The 19,482-nt window shown below is 46.5% G+C and carries 21 protein-coding genes; all 21 read left to right on the top strand.

Going from position 1 to position 19,482, the window contains the following annotated elements; all coding sequences use genetic code 11:
• The first annotated feature begins 1 nt into the window (after position 1).
• The 21 genes from flhF to MD535_RS16590 all read left to right on the top strand — a co-directional run bounded on the left by flhF (position 2) and on the right by MD535_RS16590 (position 19,434).
• Positions 2-1,615: a flagellar biosynthesis protein FlhF gene (flhF, locus tag MD535_RS16690; RefSeq protein ID WP_265676166.1), complete on the top strand. Its 1,614-nt coding sequence runs from the start codon at positions 2-4 to the stop codon at positions 1,613-1,615.
• 12 nt (positions 1,616-1,627) lie between these two features.
• Positions 1,628-2,515, top strand: coding sequence for a MinD/ParA family protein (locus tag MD535_RS16685; RefSeq protein ID WP_265676165.1), 888 nt, complete (start codon positions 1,628-1,630; stop codon positions 2,513-2,515).
• Positions 2,508-3,242, top strand: a complete 735-nt coding sequence (locus tag MD535_RS16680) for an RNA polymerase sigma factor FliA (RefSeq protein ID WP_265676164.1) — start codon at positions 2,508-2,510, stop codon at positions 3,240-3,242. The genes MD535_RS16685 and MD535_RS16680 overlap by 8 nt, the downstream gene beginning before the upstream one ends.
• A 45-nt stretch (positions 3,243-3,287) precedes the next feature.
• A complete protein-coding gene (cheY, locus tag MD535_RS16675; protein WP_096995504.1) occupies positions 3,288-3,656 on the top strand; it encodes a chemotaxis response regulator CheY in 369 nt (122 codons plus the stop codon).
• A gap of 31 nt (positions 3,657-3,687) precedes the next feature.
• A complete protein-coding gene (locus tag MD535_RS16670) occupies positions 3,688-4,404 on the top strand; it encodes a protein phosphatase CheZ (RefSeq protein WP_265676162.1) in 717 nt (238 codons plus the stop codon).
• Between the two features lie 9 nt (positions 4,405-4,413).
• Positions 4,414-6,690, top strand: a complete 2,277-nt coding sequence (locus MD535_RS16665; RefSeq protein WP_265676161.1) for a chemotaxis protein CheA — start codon at positions 4,414-4,416, stop codon at positions 6,688-6,690.
• Positions 6,691-6,701: 11 nt separating this feature from the next.
• On the top strand, positions 6,702-7,913 hold the full coding sequence (locus tag MD535_RS16660; protein ID WP_265676159.1) for a protein-glutamate methylesterase/protein-glutamine glutaminase: 1,212 nt from the start codon (positions 6,702-6,704) through the stop codon (positions 7,911-7,913).
• Position 7,914: 1 nt separating this feature from the next.
• Positions 7,915-8,697, top strand: a complete 783-nt coding sequence (locus MD535_RS16655; RefSeq protein WP_265676158.1) for a ParA family protein — start codon at positions 7,915-7,917, stop codon at positions 8,695-8,697.
• Positions 8,684-9,889 (top strand): chemotaxis protein CheW, encoded by a 1,206-nt coding sequence (locus tag MD535_RS16650; protein WP_265676157.1) that lies wholly within the window; start codon positions 8,684-8,686, stop codon positions 9,887-9,889. The genes MD535_RS16655 and MD535_RS16650 overlap by 14 nt, the downstream gene beginning before the upstream one ends.
• 55 nt (positions 9,890-9,944) lie before the next feature.
• Positions 9,945-10,439, top strand: a complete 495-nt coding sequence (locus MD535_RS16645; RefSeq protein WP_250616867.1) for a chemotaxis protein CheW — start codon at positions 9,945-9,947, stop codon at positions 10,437-10,439.
• Positions 10,439-10,942 (top strand): DUF2802 domain-containing protein, encoded by a 504-nt coding sequence (locus MD535_RS16640; protein ID WP_265676156.1) that lies wholly within the window; start codon positions 10,439-10,441, stop codon positions 10,940-10,942. Before MD535_RS16645 ends, MD535_RS16640 begins: the two co-directional genes overlap by 1 nt.
• Before the next feature lie 287 nt (positions 10,943-11,229).
• On the top strand, positions 11,230-11,847 hold the full coding sequence (ccmA, locus tag MD535_RS16635) for a cytochrome c biogenesis heme-transporting ATPase CcmA (protein WP_265676155.1): 618 nt from the start codon (positions 11,230-11,232) through the stop codon (positions 11,845-11,847).
• Position 11,848: 1 nt separating this feature from the next.
• On the top strand, positions 11,849-12,517 hold the full coding sequence (gene ccmB, locus MD535_RS16630; protein ID WP_265676154.1) for a heme exporter protein CcmB: 669 nt from the start codon (positions 11,849-11,851) through the stop codon (positions 12,515-12,517).
• An 87-nt stretch (positions 12,518-12,604) separates the two neighbouring features.
• Positions 12,605-13,357, top strand: a complete 753-nt coding sequence (locus MD535_RS16625) for a heme ABC transporter permease (RefSeq protein ID WP_265676153.1) — start codon at positions 12,605-12,607, stop codon at positions 13,355-13,357.
• A 4-nt stretch (positions 13,358-13,361) separates the two neighbouring features.
• The gene (gene ccmD, locus MD535_RS16620; protein WP_250616872.1) at positions 13,362-13,568 is read left to right on the top strand and encodes a heme exporter protein CcmD; all 207 of its coding nucleotides are present in this window, start codon (positions 13,362-13,364) and stop codon (positions 13,566-13,568) included.
• The gene (gene ccmE / locus MD535_RS16615) at positions 13,565-14,050 is read left to right on the top strand and encodes a cytochrome c maturation protein CcmE (RefSeq protein ID WP_265676152.1); all 486 of its coding nucleotides are present in this window, start codon (positions 13,565-13,567) and stop codon (positions 14,048-14,050) included. The genes ccmD and ccmE overlap by 4 nt, the downstream gene beginning before the upstream one ends.
• Complete coding sequence (locus MD535_RS16610; RefSeq protein ID WP_265676151.1) at positions 14,047-16,008, top strand: heme lyase CcmF/NrfE family subunit; 1,962 nt, start codon at positions 14,047-14,049, stop codon at positions 16,006-16,008. The genes ccmE and MD535_RS16610 overlap by 4 nt, the downstream gene beginning before the upstream one ends.
• Positions 16,008-16,562, top strand: coding sequence for a DsbE family thiol:disulfide interchange protein (locus MD535_RS16605; RefSeq protein WP_265676150.1), 555 nt, complete (start codon positions 16,008-16,010; stop codon positions 16,560-16,562). Before MD535_RS16610 ends, MD535_RS16605 begins: the two co-directional genes overlap by 1 nt.
• Positions 16,559-17,041 carry a cytochrome c-type biogenesis protein gene (locus MD535_RS16600; RefSeq protein ID WP_265676149.1) on the top strand — a complete coding sequence of 161 codons (483 nt, stop codon included), beginning with the start codon at positions 16,559-16,561 and terminating at the stop codon, positions 17,039-17,041. The genes MD535_RS16605 and MD535_RS16600 overlap by 4 nt, the downstream gene beginning before the upstream one ends.
• A complete protein-coding gene (ccmI, locus tag MD535_RS16595; protein WP_265676148.1) occupies positions 17,041-18,270 on the top strand; it encodes a c-type cytochrome biogenesis protein CcmI in 1,230 nt (409 codons plus the stop codon). The genes MD535_RS16600 and ccmI overlap by 1 nt, the downstream gene beginning before the upstream one ends.
• A 246-nt stretch (positions 18,271-18,516) precedes the next feature.
• The gene (locus MD535_RS16590) at positions 18,517-19,434 is read left to right on the top strand and encodes an MlaA family lipoprotein (protein ID WP_265676147.1); all 918 of its coding nucleotides are present in this window, start codon (positions 18,517-18,519) and stop codon (positions 19,432-19,434) included.
• The last annotated feature ends 48 nt before the right edge of the window (positions 19,435-19,482 follow it).

Genomic DNA, 19,482 nt, shown 5'->3' with positions numbered 1-19,482 from the left:
GTTGAAAATTAAACGATTTTTTGCCAGAGATATGCGACAAGCCTTGCTCCAAGTTAAAGAAGAACTTGGCGCAGAGGCGGTCATCATGTCAAATAAAAAAGTGGCGGGTGGCGTTGAAATCGTTGCCGCGATTGATGGCGATGGTAATCAAGCTGCACCACGTCAAATGAGCAACAAGGCATTATCACCACCGGCGCCGTCTACTCAATCTGGGTATTCAGGTGAGCGTGAATTAAAAGATGATCATGTCAGCTTGAATCAACGTGGTAATGCCAGTACCCCTTCGGTTAGCGATCGCTTTGCAAATATGCTGAAAAACTATCGTGGTGGTTCTGATTCTAATACCCAAGTTCAAGCTGCGAAGCCGACTGATTCGTTGTCAGCCCTGCTAGAACGACAGTCTGAGCGAACTCAATCAATGAGTTCGGCTTACCAAAGTAGCGACCGTTACCAATATACTCAAGACAATCGCCGTGAATCGCACGAGAACCGTGATAGAGCGGGAGAGGAACGAAGCGCGCCTTATTCTTCGTCATCGCGCTCTTACGGCGAGCGAGAATCCGACCCGCGTGCAGCAATGCAACGCCACACGCCTAATCATTTCACATCGGGGCAATCCTCGTCAGAGCGTTCGCCATCGAATCAGACTTCTTCAAGCCACTATTCTTCTTCGAGCAAGCGCGACGGAAAAATTGGCGAAGAGTTAGAGTCGATGAAAGAAGATATGTCCTCTATTCGACGTTTATTAGAGCACCAAGTCTCTGGGCTGATGTGGCAAGAAGTCGAACGTAGAGAGCCTCTGCGAGCCATGCTGATCAAACGCTTAGAGCGGATGGGTATTTCACCAGAATTAGCGGATCAACTTGCTTGCTATATTCCAGAAGATACGCCGCCACAAAAAGCTTGGAAGGCATTACTTGCGCTAGTCTCTGATCAGATAGTGATCAGTAAGCAAGATATCTTACGCCAAGGTGGCATTGTTGCTTTGCTGGGACCAACGGGTGTTGGAAAAACCACGACGGTCGCCAAGTTAGCGGCTCGAGCGGCGATGGAATACGGCTCGGACAATGTTGCTCTTGTTACAACGGATACTTATCGTATCGGTGCTCATGAACAATTGTCCATTTATGGCAGAATTATGGGCTGTCCGGTAAGAGTGGCTAAAGATTCTGAAGAACTGGCCGATGTATTATATCAGTTGAGAAACCGACGCTTAGTCTTAATTGATACCGCAGGTATGGGACAACGAGATGTTCGTCTTTCAGAGCAGTTAGATACTCTGATGCAAGAGAGCGGTGAAATCATTAATAGTTACTTGGTGTTACCGGCTACGGCACAACGTCAAGTGTTACAAGAAACACTGGACCACTTTAGACGCATCCCTCTCTCGGGCTGCATCATGACCAAGCTCGATGAATCATTGAGTTTGGGTGAGTTTATCAGTGTTGTAGTGCAAAATGCGCTGCCAGTAACGTATATCGCTAATGGGCAACGAGTCCCGGAAGATATTGTTATCGCTCAGCCAAAATACATGGTCGCTAAAGCGAACGAATTACTTGAAAAGTCGACAGAGAATGAACCCCACTTCTGGAACAGCGATATGGAGGGGGTTTAGGTGCAAGCGAATATGACAAATAACATGATACATGACCAAGCTAGTGGACTGAGACGTTTGACTCAGCCAACGTACACAAAGGTAATTTCGGTTACTGGTGGTAAAGGTGGTGTGGGCAAGTCTAACGTAACACTTGGGCTTGCGATTTGTATGGCTCGTCAGGGCAAAAAAGTCATGGTTTTGGATGCGGACTTAGGTCTGGCCAATGTCGACGTAATGCTTGGAATTCGCGCTAAGAGAAACTTAGGGCATGTTCTAGCGGGTGAATGCGATTTACAAGATGCGATTGTGGAAGGTCCACACGGCATCCGTATTATTCCTGCCACCTCAGGCACGCAAAGCATGACAGAATTAAGCCATGCACAACATATCGGTTTGATTCGTGCCTTTGGTACGTTAGAAGATGAGATGGATGTCCTGCTAGTAGATACTGCTGCCGGTATTTCAGACATGGTGGTGAGTTTTTCTCGCGCGGCACAAGATGTGGTTGTGGTGGTGTGTGATGAACCAACATCGATTACTGATGCCTATGCGTTGATTAAGTTATTGAGCCGAGAGCATCAGGTTCAACGCTTTAAAGTTGTGGCGAATATGGTGCGTAGCTACCGAGAAGGCCGAGAATTATTCGCAAAATTGACACTAGTCACAGAGAGATTCCTCAATGTGAGCCTTGAGTTAGTCGCTTGTATCCCGTTAGATGATAAAGTGCGACAAGCAGTGAAAAGGCAGAAGATTGTTGTGGATGCGTTTCCGCGCTCGCCTGCTGCGTTAGCTTTAAATTCTTTAGCAAACAAAGCGCTAACTTGGCCGATTCCTAAAGTCCCTAGTGGGCATCTAGAATTTTTCGTCGAGCGCTTGCTAAATCGACCTGCAGCACTAGAGGAACCGTTTAGTGAATAAAGCTTTGACCTATGACCAGCATGCCAATTTAAGCGGTCAGCAAGCTTTCTTAGAGAAATACTCAGTATTAGTGAAGCGAATTGCGCACCACTTAATTGGGCGACTGCCGCCGAATGTATTGGTGGAAGATTTGATTCAAGCCGGCATGATCGGCTTGATTGAAGCACAAAAAAACTACGACGGTAGTAAGGGTGCAAGTTTTGAAACGTATGCAGGAATCCGTATACGTGGTGCCATGTTGGATGATATTCGTCGTGGTGATTGGGTGCCTAGGTCGGTACACAAGAACAGTCGCGATATTTCGCAAGCCATCTCATTGCTAAAAGTTGAGCTTAATCGAGAGCCTACGGATGCAGAGGTTGCCCAGCATTTAGGCATGAGTTTGACACAATACCATCGTGCATTAACAGATATAAGCTGTTCTCGTTTGGTAGGTATTGAAGATTTAGGCGTTTCAGAGGACTCTGTTTCTGTTGCAACAGACGATGAAGACAATTCGCCATTTCAGGGCGTCGCGGATGATGCATTTCGCGAAGCGTTAATTGAATCGATAAAAACGCTCCCTGAGCGTGAAGCCTTAACGTTATCCCTGTATTATGACGAAGAGTTGAATTTGAAGGAGATAGGTGAAGTATTAGGCGTCAGCGAATCGCGCGTTAGCCAAATACTTAGTCAAACGATGCAGCGTCTTCGAACCAAGCTCAGCGCTTGGACTGATAATAATTAATAATCACTGATCTTGCTTTCAGTGGAGGCAATTTTGAATAAAAACATGAAAATCCTTATTGTTGACGACTTTTCAACAATGCGACGTATTGTCAAAAACCTTCTACGCGACTTGGGCTTTAGCAACACGCTTGAAGCTGATGATGGTTTAACAGCGTTACCTATGCTCAAAAAAGGCGACTTCGACTTTGTGGTGACTGACTGGAATATGCCAGGCATGCAAGGTATCGATCTTCTTCGCCACATTCGAGCAGATGACGAGTTAAAACATTTACCTGTCCTAATGATCACTGCAGAAGCAAAACGCGAGCAGATCATTGAAGCGGCACAAGCAGGTGTCAATGGCTACATTGTTAAACCATTTACTGCTGCAACATTAAAAGAAAAATTAGACAAAATTTTTGAGCGTTTATAACGCGCTCCCATAGCAAAGTGGCTATTTCAGAATGATTTCATTGGAACAAGCTAAGCAACTTGTTGTGCTCCTTGAAGAGCAAAAGCAGCAAGAGGCGGATGAGCTAGTCATGATGATTCAAGGCAGTAGTGAAAGTCGGGTGCTCCAAGAAGTTGGAGCATTGACGCGAGATCTACACGACGCATTAAGCGAATTTAGTATCGATACTCGATTAAACGAGATCGCCAATGACGAAATTCCTGAAGCGCGCGATCGTCTTGAATACGTGATTAATAAAACCGAAGTTTCAGCGAATACGACCATGGATGCGGTTGAGCATTGCTTGCCAATGGCCGATAACCTTCATGGGTGCTTGCTACAAGTTCGTCCACAATGGAATGAACTCATGCATGGACGCGTTGAGCTACAAACATTTAAAGATTTGTGTCACCGGATTGATGACTTACTGACTCAGGTTGAGGGCGATAGCACTGAACTTCGAACGCAGCTAACTAATATCCTCATGGCGCAGGACTTTCAAGACCTTACTGGACAAATCATACGCCGAGTTATCACATTAGTGAGTGAAGTGGAAACAAGGCTTGTGGAAATTTTGAAAGTGTTCAGTGACGAACAACAATCAATAACTACAAAACCAAAGCAGGCACCAGTTGGCGTTGAGGGACCCATTATTAACCCTCATGAGCGAACGGATGCCGTTTCCTCGCAAGACGAAGTCGATGATTTGCTTTCGAGTCTTGGGTTTTAGAGGTGGACTATGAGCTACGAATTAGATGAAGAAATCCTTCAGGACTTTCTAGTGGAAGCGGGTGAAATTCTTGAACTGTTGTCCGAGCAACTGGTTGAGCTAGAGAATAACCCTGAAGATAAAGATCTGCTCAATGCAATATTTAGAGGCTTTCATACTGTTAAAGGTGGCGCAGGGTTTTTAGCGTTGACCGAACTTGTGGATACCTGCCATGGTGCGGAGAATGTGTTTGATATTTTGCGAAATGGCCAAAGAGGCGTTGACGCAAACCTAATGGATACCATGCTTAAAGCATTGGATACCATTAATCATCAGTTTCAGTCGGTACAAAACTCTGAATCTATCACGCCTGCCGATCCTGGTCTTTTAGAAGCGTTACATTGTCTTAGCTCACCAGCGACCAGCAACGAACCTATCGAGGTGCCTCAACCCGCCGCGCCAGTGGCACCGATTGTTGAGGCTATTAGTGAGCCTGCTGCTGTTGAATCAACGTCGATTGATGCTCAAGGCGGCTCAATCGATGATATTACTCAAGATGAATTCGAACGTCTTTTAGATGAACTACACGGCAAAGGCGCTGCGCCTAACCAGAAAAAAAACGTGCCTTCTCAGCCAGTTTCGGCCGCCGTTACTTCGGTAGATAAAACGCCGCAAGCGGCTAACGCCAGTTCTTCTGATATTACCGATGATGAATTTGAAAAGCTGTTGGATGAACTTCATGGTGTCGGCAAAGGCCCATCATTAGGTGATGCTTCGTCTCAACCTGCTGTCCTCCCGACTGCGACACCAACCCCTTCTCCAGCTTCGCCGCCTTCAGGTGGGGATTTGATGACGGACGAAGAGTTTGAAAAGCTACTGGATGAACTGCATGGTGTGGGCAATGGTCCTTCACCAGAAGAGCTAGAAGCCGCGACGAAACCTGTCTCCGTGTTACAAGAGTCTAACGCGTCTACCGCTGAACTCACTCCAGCTGGGGTATCGAGCACTGAACGTGCAGTCAGTGTGGCTCCTGCTTCTCATCCAGCGCCGATTTCAGCGCCAGCGATGCAAGAGAAGAAGCTGCCTGCAAATAGCGAAACGAAAGCAACGCCTGTGAAAAAACCACAGGCAGAAGCCAGCGTGCGCGTGGACACGTCTACACTCGATACCATCATGAATATGGTGGGTGAGTTGGTGTTGGTTCGAAACCGATTGGTTAGCCTCGGCCTTAATAGCAACGATGAAGAGATGTCAAAAGCGGTCTCTAATCTTGATGTTGTAACAGCAGACTTGCAAGGCGCGGTAATGAAAACCCGCATGCAGCCCATCAAGAAGGTCTTTGGACGTTTTCCTCGCGTGATTCGCGACCTCGCTCGTAGTCTGAACAAAGACATCGTGTTGGTGATGCAAGGTGAAGAAACGGATCTAGATAAAAATTTGGTTGAAGCGTTAGCGGATCCGCTGATTCACTTGGTTCGAAATTCGGTTGACCATGGGATTGAAATGCCAGATGTGCGCGAGCAGTCGGGCAAATCACGCACAGGTACCGTTACCTTGTCTGCGTCACAAGAAGGTGACCATATTGAACTGGCTATCGTCGATGATGGCGGTGGCATGGATCCGGATAAGCTGCGAGCAATTGCGGTTAAACGTGGCATGATGGATGAAGATGCGGCTTCGCGTCTGACCAACAAAGAGTGTTTTAATCTGATATTCATGCCGGGCTTTTCCAGTAAGGAAAAAATCTCCGATATTTCTGGACGCGGCGTAGGGATGGATGTGGTAAAAACCGCGATTAATACCCTAAACGGTTCTATTGATATTGATTCAGAGCTCGGTACGGGGACTAAAATCACCATCAAAGTTCCGCTGACTCTAGCGATTCTACCCACCTTGATGGTAGGCGTTGGCGGCAATCCATTTGCACTGCCGCTTGCGAGCGTTAATGAGATCTTCCACCTTGATTTAAGTCGCACTAACGTCGTTGATGGGCAATTGACGATTATCGTTCGCGACAAATCGATTCCGCTATTCTATTTACAAAACTGGCTAGCTTCCCATGCGGGTCGTGCGGAACAACGCACAGGCCATGGTCATGTGGTGATTGTTCAAATCGGTAGTCAACGTGTCGGTTTTGTTGTTGATACCCTCATTGGCCAAGAAGAAGTGGTGATTAAACCGCTTGATAAGTTATTGCAGGGTACGCCTGGTATGGCGGGCGCAACGATTACCAGTGATGGCCATATTGCTTTAATTTTGGACGTGCCTGATTTACTTAAACAGTACGCCGCAGCATCGCGTATCTGATAAGGAAATCTATGTCGATCAAAGTGTTAGTAGTAGACGATTCAAGTTTTTTTCGTCGTCGAGTCAGTGATATCATTAATGCCGCCCCCCGATTAGAAGTAATCGATGTGGCGGTCAATGGCAAAGAAGCGCTTGAAAAAGCGCTTTCTCTCAAGCCAGACGTTATTACTATGGACATTGAAATGCCGGTGATGGATGGCATTTCAGCAGTGCGTGAAATCATGGCGAAACAGCCGACGCCCATACTAATGTTTTCATCGCTGACGCATGATGGTGCGAAAGCGACGTTAGATGCATTAGAGGCGGGAGCGTTAGACTTTCTCCCTAAGAAATTCGAAGACATCGCACGAAATAAAGATGAGGCGGTCGCGTTGTTGCAACAACGCGTGCAGCAGATTGCTAGCCGTCGGACTATGATGCGCCGCACACCACTGGTTTCGCGTTCACCAAGAATGTTACCAAGCTCTGCATCTACATCTACATCTACATCTACATCTACATCTACGGCTTCTAGCACGTTAGGTGCGTCATCGCTGAATACTTCCGCTCGTATGGCATCAAATAAGCCTGCTGACTCTGCAATAGCGAGAACAAGCAGCGCTGCTGCTCAAACGCCATTGCAAGCACGCTTTCGCGCGTCGGGTAAGACGTATCAGTTGACGGCTATTGGTACTTCCACTGGCGGGCCTGTTGCATTGCAACGGATTTTAACGCAGTTTCCTAGAAACTATCCGCATCCTATTTTGTTGGTTCAACATATGCCTGCAACGTTTACCGCAGCATTCGCAGCGCGGCTCAATTCGCTGTGCCAAATCACGGTAAAAGAAGCAGCCGATGGTGATGTATTGCAACCGGGTGTTGCATACCTTGCGCCTGGTGGCATGCAAATGATGCTAGAAGGACGTCCGTCAAGTGCCAAATTACGCATCATTGATGGTGGAGAACGGATGAACTATAAGCCGTGTGTAGACGTGACATTCGGTTCTGCCGCTAAGATTTATCACGATAAAGTGCTGTCGGTCATTTTAACCGGAATGGGCGCTGATGGTCGTGAGGGAGCGCGTATGTTAAAAAATGCCGGCTCTACGGTGTGGGCACAAGATGAAGAAAGTTGCGTGGTTTATGGTATGCCTCAAGCCGTTGCTAAAGCGGGAATTTCGACAGAAAACCTGCCTTTGGAGCGAGTAGCTGAGCGTATTCTTGTTGAGCTAAAGAGGCAGTAACATGATTGTATGGAGTGTTGCTAACCAAAAAGGTGGCGTTGGAAAAACAACCAGCACGGTGACGTTGGCGGGTTTACTCGCGCAAAAAGGTCACCGAGTGCTGTTGATTGATACCGATCCACATGCTTCGCTTACCACGTACTTAGGGATGGACTCCGATACGCTACCGCGAAGTCTATTCGACTTGTTCCAGTTGAAAGAGTTTACCGAGACGCGAGTAAAAGCTCTGGTTCATGAAACGAATATCGACAATATTGATGTGATTCCTGCGCACATGTCGCTCGCAACCCTTGACAGAGTCATGGGAAATCGTAGTGGCATGGGGTTAATTCTTAAGCGAGCCCTGTTGACGCTGCGCGATCACTACGACTACGTATTAATCGATTGTCCACCAATACTTGGTGTCATGATGGTGAATGCGTTGGCGGCGAGCGATAGAATATTGATCCCGGTTCAAACGGAATTTTTAGCCATGAAAGGGTTAGAAAGGATGGTCAGAACCTTGGCCATTATGCAAAAGTCTCGCCAGCGCCCGTTTAAAGTGACCATTGTGCCAACCATGTACGATAAGCGAACACGCGCCTCACTGCAGACGTTGACACAATTAAAGCAAGACTACCCGGACCAAGTCTGGAGCTCGGCGGTCCCTATTGATACCAAATTTCGAGATGCCAGCCTTAAGCATTTACCAGCATCGCACTTTGCTGCTGGTAGTCGCGGTGTGTTTGCGTATAAACAACTACTCATCTATTTAGAGAGGCTAGCGATTGATGGCAATGGATGAAGCACCGCTATCCAGCGAACAAGCGCTTGATGATTACTTTAACTCGTTACTTGGCATGGGTGACTTTTCTGAAGACGAGAGTGAATGCCATACCCAAAGTGGCACGAGTTCAAGCGAGAACGCTTCCGTTGAAATAGCGTGTACTGACAACGCGGCCGATTCAGAGTCGAGTGCCGATTTGACGGAGTGCCATGCTGATACAAATTCAGCTGAGTGTCAGGCACCAGTGCTTGATACCGTACATTATGATAGTGCCAAAGAAGAAACCTGTGTTGAAGCAGCAGCAATAGACAAAATGGAGTTTCAGGCTCAACCTAGCATGCATATTGAACCTTCCGTGCATTATGGACGTGATGTTGATTATGATGAACCGCCTAATTTGCAACAGCTTGAAAAGTTGTTTGATGGTATGCGTTCACAGGCAGAAGTTGATACACCTGAAGTGCTTCAGCCTTTATTGCAGTCAGAGCTAGAGCAGCCGGATCTAGAGCAACCGCAGCTAGAGCAGTCTGAACTTGTGCAACCTGAGTTAATACAGCCGGAGTCAGAAATCCAACACTGGGTATTACCAGAAACAGATCATGTGCCTGAGGCGACAAGTGATGTTGATGATGTCACTAGTGAAACCGATAGCGATCTCGCGGTTTCTGAACCAGAGCAAACAATCACAACAGAGAATGTGCTTGATCCTCACCAAGCCAGTTTTGGTGGCGGAGATGCCACGGTGTGGCAAAGCACCGAGCGCAGTGAAAATTTCCAAGTATTGTACTTTGCCGTTAATGGCATGACGTTTGCGGTGCCGCTAGATGAGCTAGGTGGTATTCATAAAATGGGCGAGTTAAGCCACTTAATTGGTCGTCCAGCTTGGTATCTCGGCTTACAGTCGAGTAGAGATAGTCAGCTCGATGTGGTGGATACCGCGAAGTGGGTGATGCCCGATGTCTTGACCGACGATGAGTACAAATCGCAATATGAGTACATTGTCATGTTAGGCGAAAGTAATTGGGGCTTGGCATCGACAGAGCTTAAAGGCACCGAACAACTGCGGCCAGAAGCCGTAAGGTGGCGAGAACAATCAGGCAAGCGTCCTTGGTTAGCGGGCATGGTGAAAGAGCAAATGTGTGCGCTAGTTCATGTGTCGGAGCTAATTGGAATGCTAAATGCTGGATTAGATGTTAATTCAGTACAATAACAAGAATTGATGCAATTGCGGTTAATGCCGCAGTTTACATATTGAGAGGAAAATTATGTCTCAGACGATGGATGTAGAACTAAGAAAAGACCAAGCTAATGATGAAGTGTTGCAGTGGGTAACCTTCCAGTTAGAAGAAGAAACGTATGGCATCAATGTAATGCAAGTACGTGAAGTACTTCGTTATACTGAGATTGCGCCGGTTCCGGGTGCGCCAGATTACGTATTGGGTATTATTAACCTGCGTGGCAACGTTGTCACCGTCATTGATACGCGTGCAAGATTTGGTCTAATGCAAGGTGAAATCACTGACAATACTCGTATTATTGTGATCGAATCTGAGCGCCAAGTTATTGGTATTCTTGTCGACAGCGTAGCGGAAGTGGTGTACTTGCGTTCTTCAGAAATTGATACCACACCAAGTGTTGGCACCGATGAAAGTGCTAAGTTTATCCAAGGTGTCAGTAATCGTGAGGGTAAACTGTTGATCCTAGTTGACTTGAATAAGCTGCTCTCTGAAGATGAGTGGGATGACATGGCTTACCTATAATGCTTGAGTCTTTCCCATTTCAATCACCTCTACTTTGGGTAGGGGTGGTGGCTTTTGTTGTAATCCTTATCTGGCTAGTGAAACTTCATCGTCAGTTGAGTGTGCATAAGAATACCAGTCGTCAGCAGATCCGTCATGCTGACAAAGAGCTGGATAAATGCAATAAGCAACTGTTAGAAGTTCGTTCTGTGCTGGTAGGTTTGGGACAAAAGATTTCCGAGCAAGAAGATATTATTCGTCATTTGACCGAACGCGTTGTTGAGTTAGAAAACATTGATAGCGACGGGCGCTTGTATACGCGCGCCAATAAAATGGTCAAGCTTGGCGCTGATATTAACGAGTTGATTGAAGAGTGCGAACTTCCAAAAGCGGAAGCTGAGTTGATGATGTCACTGCAAAATAAGATTGCAGGAAAAGAAAAAGTGCCGCCACTTAACAAGTCTAGAGCCCAGTCGACTCGATCTCAAATGATGGGTTACCAACCTGCTAAACGCTCACGCTAATTGTTAACAAGTGTATTGATATTAAAGAGATACACTTGTTCATTTCTTTTTATATTCTTAATAAATTCTTACGTTTTCACATTCGTAGTTAAGATGCGGTCTGCTATTCTATTCGTCAGTTTAATGTAAGGGTTGGATTCTAATACTACTTTGGTGGTAGTTAAGGGTAGAAATAACAGAGGTTTAGTGTTTGAGCTTAAGTTTCGTGAAGCGAGTTTGATCATTATCCTATTGTCATAATACAGCTATGGTAAGATGAACGCCTTGTCGTCCCAGCCTAAAAACGAATGTTAGAAGTCATAAATTTAACCGCGATTCGAGATGAACGCGTATTGTTCGAAAATTTATCATTTTCGTTACAAACCGGAGACCTAGTGCAAATTGAAGGTCGAAATGGAACCGGAAAAACGACCTTACTGCGTATAGTGGCGGGATTAGGTGATCGAGAAGACGGTGAAATTCGCTGGAATGGTGAAACCATCGAATCAAACCGAGAAGAGTATCACCAAGACCTATTGTTTCTTGGGCATCAAACCGGTGTTAAACGAGAGTTAACCGCCTTTGAAAACCTGAAGTTTTATCAGTCAATTCACGCTCCTACTACGACACCGGATCAAATATTCCATGCGTTAATGCAGGTGGGGCTTGCTGGTAGGGAAGATGTCCCTGTTGCGCAGCTCTCTGCTGGACAACAGCGTCGAGTGGCGCTAGCGCGTTTGTGGTTGAGTGAACAACCACTATGGATCTTGGATGAACCATTAACCGCGATTGATAAGCAAGGTGTTAAGGTATTGGAAGATTTGTTTTTAGCGCATGCGAATAAGGGCGGAATTGTCATGCTAACGACTCACCAAGACATGTTTAATGACAACCCTAAACTTAAGAAAATTAAGCTTGGAGAGTAGTATGCTGGCTTCTACGATGAAAATTGTCCGTCGAGAGCTGCTGATTGCTTTCCGACGTCAGGCCGATATTTTCAACCCGTTATGGTTTTTTATTATCGTTATTACCTTGTTTCCGCTGAGTATTGGACCTGAACCGAATCTCTTAGCGCGCATTGCCGCAGGGATTGTGTGGGTGGCCGCATTACTTGCCGCGTTGCTATCATTAGAGCGCCTGTTTAAAGACGACTTTCAAGATGGGGCATTAGAGCAGATGATGCTGATGCCCATCCCACTACCTTTGGTGGTGATGGCAAAAATAGTTGCGCACTGGTTACTTACGGGCTTGCCGCTTATATTAATAAGTCCGCTGTTGTCTATTTTATTGTCGTTGGACTTTGACACGTGGTTAGCGGTGGTATTGACCTTGTTAGTGGGTACGCCCACATTGAGCTTTATTGGCGCCATTGGTGTTGCTCTCACCGTTGGACTGCAAAAAGGTGGTGTACTGTTAAGTTTACTCGTGTTACCACTTTATATCCCTATTCTAATATTTGCTACCTCGGCGATTGATGCGGCATCACTAGGTGTTGCGTATAATGGTCAACTTGCGCTACTTGCTGCGATGCTAGCGGGTGCGATGACGTTAACACCATTCGCCATAAGCGCGGCATTGAGAGTGAGCGTTAACTAGAGCACCACTGGAATATAATAACTATCACACAGGCGTCGCCACGTAGAAGTGATGTCGGTAATGTCGTTTTAAAGAGTGAGAAACAATATGTGGAAATGGCTTCATCCTTATGCCAAATCTGAAACCACCTATCAATTATGTGGTCGTTTATTACCGTGGTTTGCCACACTCGCGTTGGTGTGCTTATCAGTTGGTACGGTTTGGGGGCTCGCGTTTGCACCTTCGGACTACCAACAAGGCGACAGTTTTAGGATTATCTATATCCATGTGCCGTCGGCAATTTGGTCGATGGGTGTCTACATGTCAATGGCAATTGCCGCCTTTATTGGTTTGGTTTGGCAAGTGAAACTGTCCAGCATGGCAGCACTCGCGATGGCTCCGATTGGTGCGGTATTTACCTTTATTGCACTTCTGACAGGAGCCGTATGGGGTAAACCCATGTGGGGTGCATGGTGGGTATGGGATGCGCGTCTTACGTCAGAGCTTATTCTACTTTTCCTTTACCTTGGTGTTATCGCGCTTTATCACGCTTTCGATGATCAGAAAACAGCGGCGAAAGCGGCGGGTATCTTAGCGATTGTTGGCGTGGTGAACTTGCCAATTATTCACTTCTCTGTTGAATGGTGGAACACCCTTCATCAAGGGGCGTCCATTACTAAATTTGCCAAACCGTCGATTTCAAGTGACATGCTATGGCCATTATTATTGAACATTTTGGGCTTTGCGTTCTTTTTTGGCACCTTGACGCTAATTCGACTTCGAAATGAAATTATCAGCAAAGAAGGTCACCGCCCGTGGGTGATCGCACTTGCCAACCATCAGCTTAAATCAAGAGGTTAACACCATGCATTTTGATTCAATCGGCGACTTTTTCGCGATGGGCGGATATGCAGGCTACGTTTGGAGCGCATTCGGCATTACTTTTCTATCACTTATTATTTTGCTTTTAACCAGTTTGTCTCGTGGCAAGACGCTTCTTAAAGAGGTGCAAGCCAAAGTAGATCGACAATCGCGTATTGACGCGGCGAAGAATATGGAGAATACACTATGACCCCTAGGCGCAAGAAAAGGCTTGGCATCATCTTGGCTATTTTTATTGGTATCAGTGCTACCGTGGGACTCATTCTTTATGCGTTAAACCAGAATATGGATCTGTTCTATACCCCAACAGAGCTTGTTAATGGCAAACCAGACGGCTCCAAGCCAGAAGTGGGTCAGCGACTACGCATTGGTGGAATGGTCGTGGAAGGATCGGTTAGGCGTGATAATGAATCACTCCGCGTGAGTTTTGATCTTGCTGATGTGGGTCCGAAAGTGACGGTCGTCTATGATGGTATTTTGCCTGATCTGTTCCGAGAGGGTCAGGGCATTGTCGCGCAAGGTGTTCTTGTGGATGCGACGACCATCGAAGCGTTTGAGGTACTGGCAAAGCATGATGAAGAATACATGCCACCTGAAGTTGCAGAAGCGATGAAAAAGACCCACGCGCCACTGGAATACTCTTCTGAACAAAAACAAGGAAGCGGTCAATGATTGCTGAAATTGGGCATTTTGCCCTGATACTGTCGCTGAGCCTTTCGGTTCTGCTCAGTATCTTGCCGCTAATCGGCGCCTCAAGAAACAGCACTATGCTGATGAACACCGCAAGACCGCTGTCTTGGGGGATGTTCTTAATGCTACTCATGTCTTTCGCCATTTTATTATGGGCGTTTTACAGTAACGACTTTACGCTCACCTATGTGGCCAGTAACTCTAATACCATGTTGCCTTGGTATTACCGGTTAACGGCGGTATGGGGTGCTCATGAGGGCTCACTGCTGCTTTGGGTATTGATCCAAGCTGGTTGGACAGTGGCGGTTGCGACGTTTAGCCGTGGTATGCCGCAAGAGTCGGTTGCTCGCGTGTTAGCCGTGATGGGTATGATTACTGTCGGTTTCTTGCTGTTTATTATCGTTACCTCGAATCCTTTCTTGCGTACTTTACCTTTCTTCCCAGTGGATGGTCGTGACTTAAACCCATTACTGCAAGATCCCGGTTTGATTATCCATCCGCCAATGCTCTATATGGGTTATGTGGGTTTCTCGGTTGCGTTTTCATTCGCGATTGCGTCGTTAATGACTGGTCGTTTGGATACGGCATGGGCAAGATGGTCTCGCCCTTGGACAACCGCCGCGTGGGTATTTCTAACATTGGGTATCGCTCTAGGTTCATGGTGGGCTTACTATGAACTTGGCTGGGGTGGCTGGTGGTTCTGGGATCCAGTAGAGAATGCGTCATTCATGCCTTGGTTGGCGGGTACCGCGTTAATGCACTCATTAGCGGTAACAGAAAAACGCGGCACATTTAAAGCTTGGACAGTATTACTCGCGATTTCAGCATTCTCATTGAGTCTGCTCGGAACCTTCTTAGTGCGTTCTGGTATTTTGGTTTCGGTGCATGCCTTTGCTTCCGATCCATCACGAGGCATGTTCATTTTAGGCTTCCTAGTCTTTGTTATCGGCGGCTCCTTATTGCTGTTCGCGTTGAAAGGCGCATCGGTGCGTGTTCGTGGTAACTTTGATCTTGTCTCTCGTGAAAACGCTTTACTCGGTAATAATATCTTATTGATTGCTGCGTTAGTGGTCGTTCTTATTGGTACACTGCTACCACTGGTTCATAAACAAATCGGTTTGGGTTCCGTGTCGATTGGCGCGCCATTCTTCAACATGTTGTTCACTTGGTTGATGGTACCGTTTGCGTTCTTGCTCGGTATTGGCCCTTTGGTTCGCTGGAAGCGTGACAACTTGTCTAAGCTGGTTAAACCTATGATCATCTCGGGTGTGATCTCCTTGGCGTTCTCGGCCTTGATGGTGGTATTACTGGCTGAGTTCTTCACCGGTCTTGCGTTCTTAGGTTGGGTCATGGCGATGTGGATCATTACCATGCATGGCTTTGAGCTTCACCAGCGTGCGACGCACCGTCACAGCTTTGTTGAAGGGGTGAAGAAACTGCCTCGCAGCCACTGGGCGATGATCATGGGTCACTTAGGTCTTGCGGTGACGGTGATCGGTATTGCTATGGTGCAAAACTACAGTGTTGAGCGTGATGTACGTCTGGCGCCGGGTGAGCATTACCAAATCAATGATTACGATTTCTACTTCAAAGGCTTACGTGACCACGACGGCCCTAACTACGATGGCTATATTGCTGATTTTGAAATTACCAAAGATGGTAACTACGTCAATACACTGCATGCTGAAAAGCGCTTCTATCGTACGGCTAAATCGATGATGACGGAAGCCGCCATTGATCGCGGCGTTACTCGTGACCTCTATATTGCCATGGGTGAGCAGCTAGATGATGGTCGTTCTTGGGCGATCCGTATTTACCATAAACCGTTTGTTCGTTGGATTTGGCTGGGTGCGATATTCATGTCGATTGGTGGCATCTTAGCCATCAGTGACAAGCGTTACCGCTTCCGTAAGCCAGGTTCGCAAGAGGAGGCGGCGTAATGAATAAGAAGATTCTGTTTATTCCTTTAGTGTTCTTCTTGATTCTAGTGACGGTTTTTGCGGTTCAATTGGGCCGCAACTCGGCAGGTGATGATCCAACGAAGCTTGAGTCGGTATTACTAGGTAAACAAGTACCAGAGTTTCGTTTGGAAGACCTAGTTGAGCCAGGCAAACTCTACGATCAGTCCATCTTTAAAGGCGAGCCACTGCTTCTTAACGTGTGGGCGACATGGTGTCCAACTTGTTATGCAGAGCATCAATATCTCAATGAACTTGCGGCTGATGGCGTTAAGATTATTGGTCTGAACTATAAAGATCAGCGCAATAAAGCGGTGCAATGGCTAGACGAGCTGGGTAACCCATACTTAATTAGCTTGTTTGATGGAGACGGAATGCTCGGTTTAGACCTAGGGGTTTACGGCGCTCCGGAAACCTTCCTTATTGATGCTGATGGCGTGATTCGTTATCGTCATGTCGGTGATGTGAACGCGCGTAACTGGAGTGAAAAACTTCAACCGATGTATCAAGAGATGCTTGAGGAGGCGAAACAATGAAAAAGTGGTTAATCGCTGGCATGTCTGCGTTGATCTTAGCTTTTTCGGTTCACGCAACGATTGAAATTCATGAATTTGATTCAATGGAGCAAGAGCTACAGTTCAAAGAGCTGAGCAATACGCTGCGTTGTCCAAAGTGTCAGAACAACACGATTGGCGACTCCAACGCCGAATTGGCGCAGGACTTGCGCCAAAAAGTGTATGAGATGACAAAAGAAGGCAAGTCAAAGTCAGAGATAGTGGATTACATGATTGCTCGTTACGGTAATTTCGTTACTTACAACCCGCCATTTACACTAGGTACGGCTATTTTATGGGCAGGACCTTTGTCTGTGGTGTTAATTGGTTTTGGTATGATTTTTCTAAGAAGTAGAAAAACCAAAGCGAAGGTTGAGCAACCTGCAGCGCAGTGGAGCGAAGAAAAGGAAGCGGAACTCAACGCTTTGCTGGACGAAAAAAAGACTGAGGATAAGCAATAATGACATTATTTTGGATATCGACTGTCGCATTGGTCGTTGTTGCTTGCTTAATGTTGGCAATTCCCTTGCGAAGCAAGAAGGCCAATATTGACGCGCAGTTGCGTGACGACTTGAACAAAGCCTTATATAAAGACCGTTTGTCCGAATTGGCGATCGAGGATGATGAAGGCTTGGTTGAGAACCAACAAGATTTGGTTTCTGACCTAAAGCAGTCGTTGCTTGATGACATTCCAAAGCAGGAGAAACAGGCGCAAAGTCATGTGTCTCCTATGGCCGTGTTCATTCCGTCAGCAATTTTGATTGTGGGTTTGAGCTATGGTATGTACGTTACTTTTGGTGCGACGGACAAAGTGAAAAATTGGCAGGAAGTCTCTGCTAATTTGCCTGAACTATCGAAAAAGCTCATGGCGGGTTCGGCTGAACCAATGACAGAAGACGAAATGCAGGATCTGACTCTTGCCCTTCGTACTCGTCTTCATTATCAGCCGGACGATTCGACAGGTTGGTTGTTACTCGGTCGTATCGCATTGGCCAATCGTGATGTCACGACGGCGACTGATGCGATGGAAAATGCCTATCGATTAGAGCCAAGCAACACCGACGTACAACTTGGTTTTGCGCAAGCATTGATGATGTCTCCAGACGAGATGGATCAAAACCGAGCTCGCGGTTTACTTACCGGCCTGATTAAAGAAGATTATGTTGATTTGCGCGTGTTTTCTTTGTTAGCGTTTGATGCGTTTGAACGTGAAGACTTTGCTGGCGCAGCGAGATACTGGGGCATTATGCAGCGCCTAATTGGCCCAGATGACAGTCGCTACGAAATGTTAACGCGAAGCATCGAGAGTGCAGAAGCTCGCCTCGGTGAAACGAGTAAAAAAATGGGTCAGATTAGTGATAATGCTGTTGCCGTGAGTATTACGGTTTCACCAGAAATGGCGGCAAATCCGACCTCATTTTTGATTGTTTCTGCTCATACGGCTGACGGCGCACCAATGCCAGTGGCTGCGGCGAGATACCCTGTTGGCACCTTCCCTCGAACCGTTGTATTAGATGATAAAGACAGCATGATGGAAGGGCGTAAGTTATCTGACCTTGATGGCTTGATGATACGCGCTCGTATTGATAGTGACGGTAATGTGTCGACCCGTGAAGGCGATTGGTATGGTGAAAGCCAACCCGGTAAGCTGGGTGACACGATTGAAGTGAATATTAACCAGCAGTACTGATAAGTTGCAGCAGCAATAAACAATGGCGGTCTTGTTTCATTACTACGGAATAAGCGTCGAAATTTGTGCCGTGATTGTTATGAAATTGCATCTTGGTTGTCACTAAACCTAGAATGCTCGTATACTAGGATGTATACTCATTCAAAGTGGTAACAGTGGCAATCTAGAGCAGTTCTTCTATAAATCATATGGTTATAGAATAAAAAAACAAAATAGCTCAGGTTGCAACGTCTTATGGAAGAGGTTATGCAATCAGCATTAACCGGCAAAAAGGTGACACTTTTTGCCGTTTTTGTTTCTAGCGTATTTCTAGCGGGATGCAGTTCAGCACCCAGTGAAGCGGAGCAATCCGTCAACGCTGAAGAAACGTCAATACAGAACACCCCACCATCAGAGAGCAGTGTTACTGCTCAGCCTGAAACTATCGACTCGCCTGAAGTAATAGCGGTAGCCGACCAAGATTCGGACTCCGGTGAAGTACTCAGTGAACCCGAGGCGGATTCCGACGTCTATGACCCTATAGAAGGGTTTAACCGTATTATGTGGGATATCAACTACGATTATCTCGACCCTTACTTTGTACGCCCCGTATCGCTAGCCTATGTGAACTACACCCCCGATCCCGTTCGTCTTGGCGTACGAAATTTTCTCGCCAATTTAGATGAACCTTTCAGCGCCGTTAACAATGCGGTAATGGGGAATGGGGGCAAAGCGCTTGATCACTTTAATCGTTTTTGGATTAACAGTACCTTAGGTTTACTGGGCTTTATTGATATCGCGTCCGCGGCTGGAATTGAAAAGCGCAACAAAAAAGAGTTTGGCGATGCCATTGGTCACTATGGTGTGGGCCATGGTCCTTACATTATGGTGCCAGGTTATGGACCAACGACAGTACGCTCGTTTGCAGATACGGTTGATGGTTTTTATCCGCCTATCTCGTATCTAAATTTCTGGGCGAGCTTTGGTAAGTGGGCATTGGAAGGGATGGAGAAGCGTGCGCTGTTGGTATCACAAGAAGCCACGCTGGAGCAATCGCCAGATCCTTATGCTTTGACGCGTGATATTTATATTCAGCGTCAGGACTATAATGCTGAAGTGGCCGACGAAGAGGTTGATGAAGAGCAAGAAGCGTATATCGATGACTACTTAGATGATTTCGAGTAGCGCAGCGCACGATCCTCAACATCGATCTATCGGTTGATGCATTAAAAA

Source organism: Vibrio qingdaonensis (assembly GCF_026191675.1).
Taxonomy (GTDB): domain Bacteria; phylum Pseudomonadota; class Gammaproteobacteria; order Enterobacterales; family Vibrionaceae; genus Vibrio; species Vibrio qingdaonensis.
This window is presented reverse-complemented; position numbering and strand designations above follow the sequence as displayed.

Bases quoted from the DNA above. Each gene is read 5' to 3' on its own strand.
- MD535_RS16660 (WP_265676159.1), top strand. From the start codon at position 6,702: ATGTCGATCAAAGTGTTAGTAGTAGACGATTCAAGTTTTTTTCGTCGT.
- ccmB (WP_265676154.1), top strand. From the start codon at position 11,849: ATGCTGGCTTCTACGATGAAAATTGTCCGTCGAGAGCTGCTGATTGCT.
- MD535_RS16605 (WP_265676150.1), top strand. From the start codon at position 16,008: ATGAATAAGAAGATTCTGTTTATTCCTTTAGTGTTCTTCTTGATTCTA.
- MD535_RS16670 (WP_265676162.1), top strand. From the start codon at position 3,688: ATGATTTCATTGGAACAAGCTAAGCAACTTGTTGTGCTCCTTGAAGAG.
- MD535_RS16655 (WP_265676158.1), top strand. From the start codon at position 7,915: ATGATTGTATGGAGTGTTGCTAACCAAAAAGGTGGCGTTGGAAAAACA.
- MD535_RS16650 (WP_265676157.1), top strand. From the start codon at position 8,684: ATGGCAATGGATGAAGCACCGCTATCCAGCGAACAAGCGCTTGATGAT.
- ccmE (WP_265676152.1), top strand. From the start codon at position 13,565: ATGACCCCTAGGCGCAAGAAAAGGCTTGGCATCATCTTGGCTATTTTT.
- cheY (WP_096995504.1), top strand. From the start codon at position 3,288: ATGAAAATCCTTATTGTTGACGACTTTTCAACAATGCGACGTATTGTC.
- MD535_RS16665 (WP_265676161.1), top strand. From the start codon at position 4,414: ATGAGCTACGAATTAGATGAAGAAATCCTTCAGGACTTTCTAGTGGAA.
- ccmA (WP_265676155.1), top strand. From the start codon at position 11,230: ATGTTAGAAGTCATAAATTTAACCGCGATTCGAGATGAACGCGTATTG.
- ccmI (WP_265676148.1), top strand. From the start codon at position 17,041: ATGACATTATTTTGGATATCGACTGTCGCATTGGTCGTTGTTGCTTGC.
- MD535_RS16645 (WP_250616867.1), top strand. From the start codon at position 9,945: ATGTCTCAGACGATGGATGTAGAACTAAGAAAAGACCAAGCTAATGAT.
- MD535_RS16610 (WP_265676151.1), top strand. From the start codon at position 14,047: ATGATTGCTGAAATTGGGCATTTTGCCCTGATACTGTCGCTGAGCCTT.
- MD535_RS16625 (WP_265676153.1), top strand. From the start codon at position 12,605: ATGTGGAAATGGCTTCATCCTTATGCCAAATCTGAAACCACCTATCAA.
- MD535_RS16590 (WP_265676147.1), top strand. From the start codon at position 18,517: ATGCAATCAGCATTAACCGGCAAAAAGGTGACACTTTTTGCCGTTTTT.
- MD535_RS16600 (WP_265676149.1), top strand. From the start codon at position 16,559: ATGAAAAAGTGGTTAATCGCTGGCATGTCTGCGTTGATCTTAGCTTTT.
- ccmD (WP_250616872.1), top strand. From the start codon at position 13,362: ATGCATTTTGATTCAATCGGCGACTTTTTCGCGATGGGCGGATATGCA.
- MD535_RS16685 (WP_265676165.1), top strand. From the start codon at position 1,628: ATGACAAATAACATGATACATGACCAAGCTAGTGGACTGAGACGTTTG.
- MD535_RS16640 (WP_265676156.1), top strand. From the start codon at position 10,439: ATGCTTGAGTCTTTCCCATTTCAATCACCTCTACTTTGGGTAGGGGTG.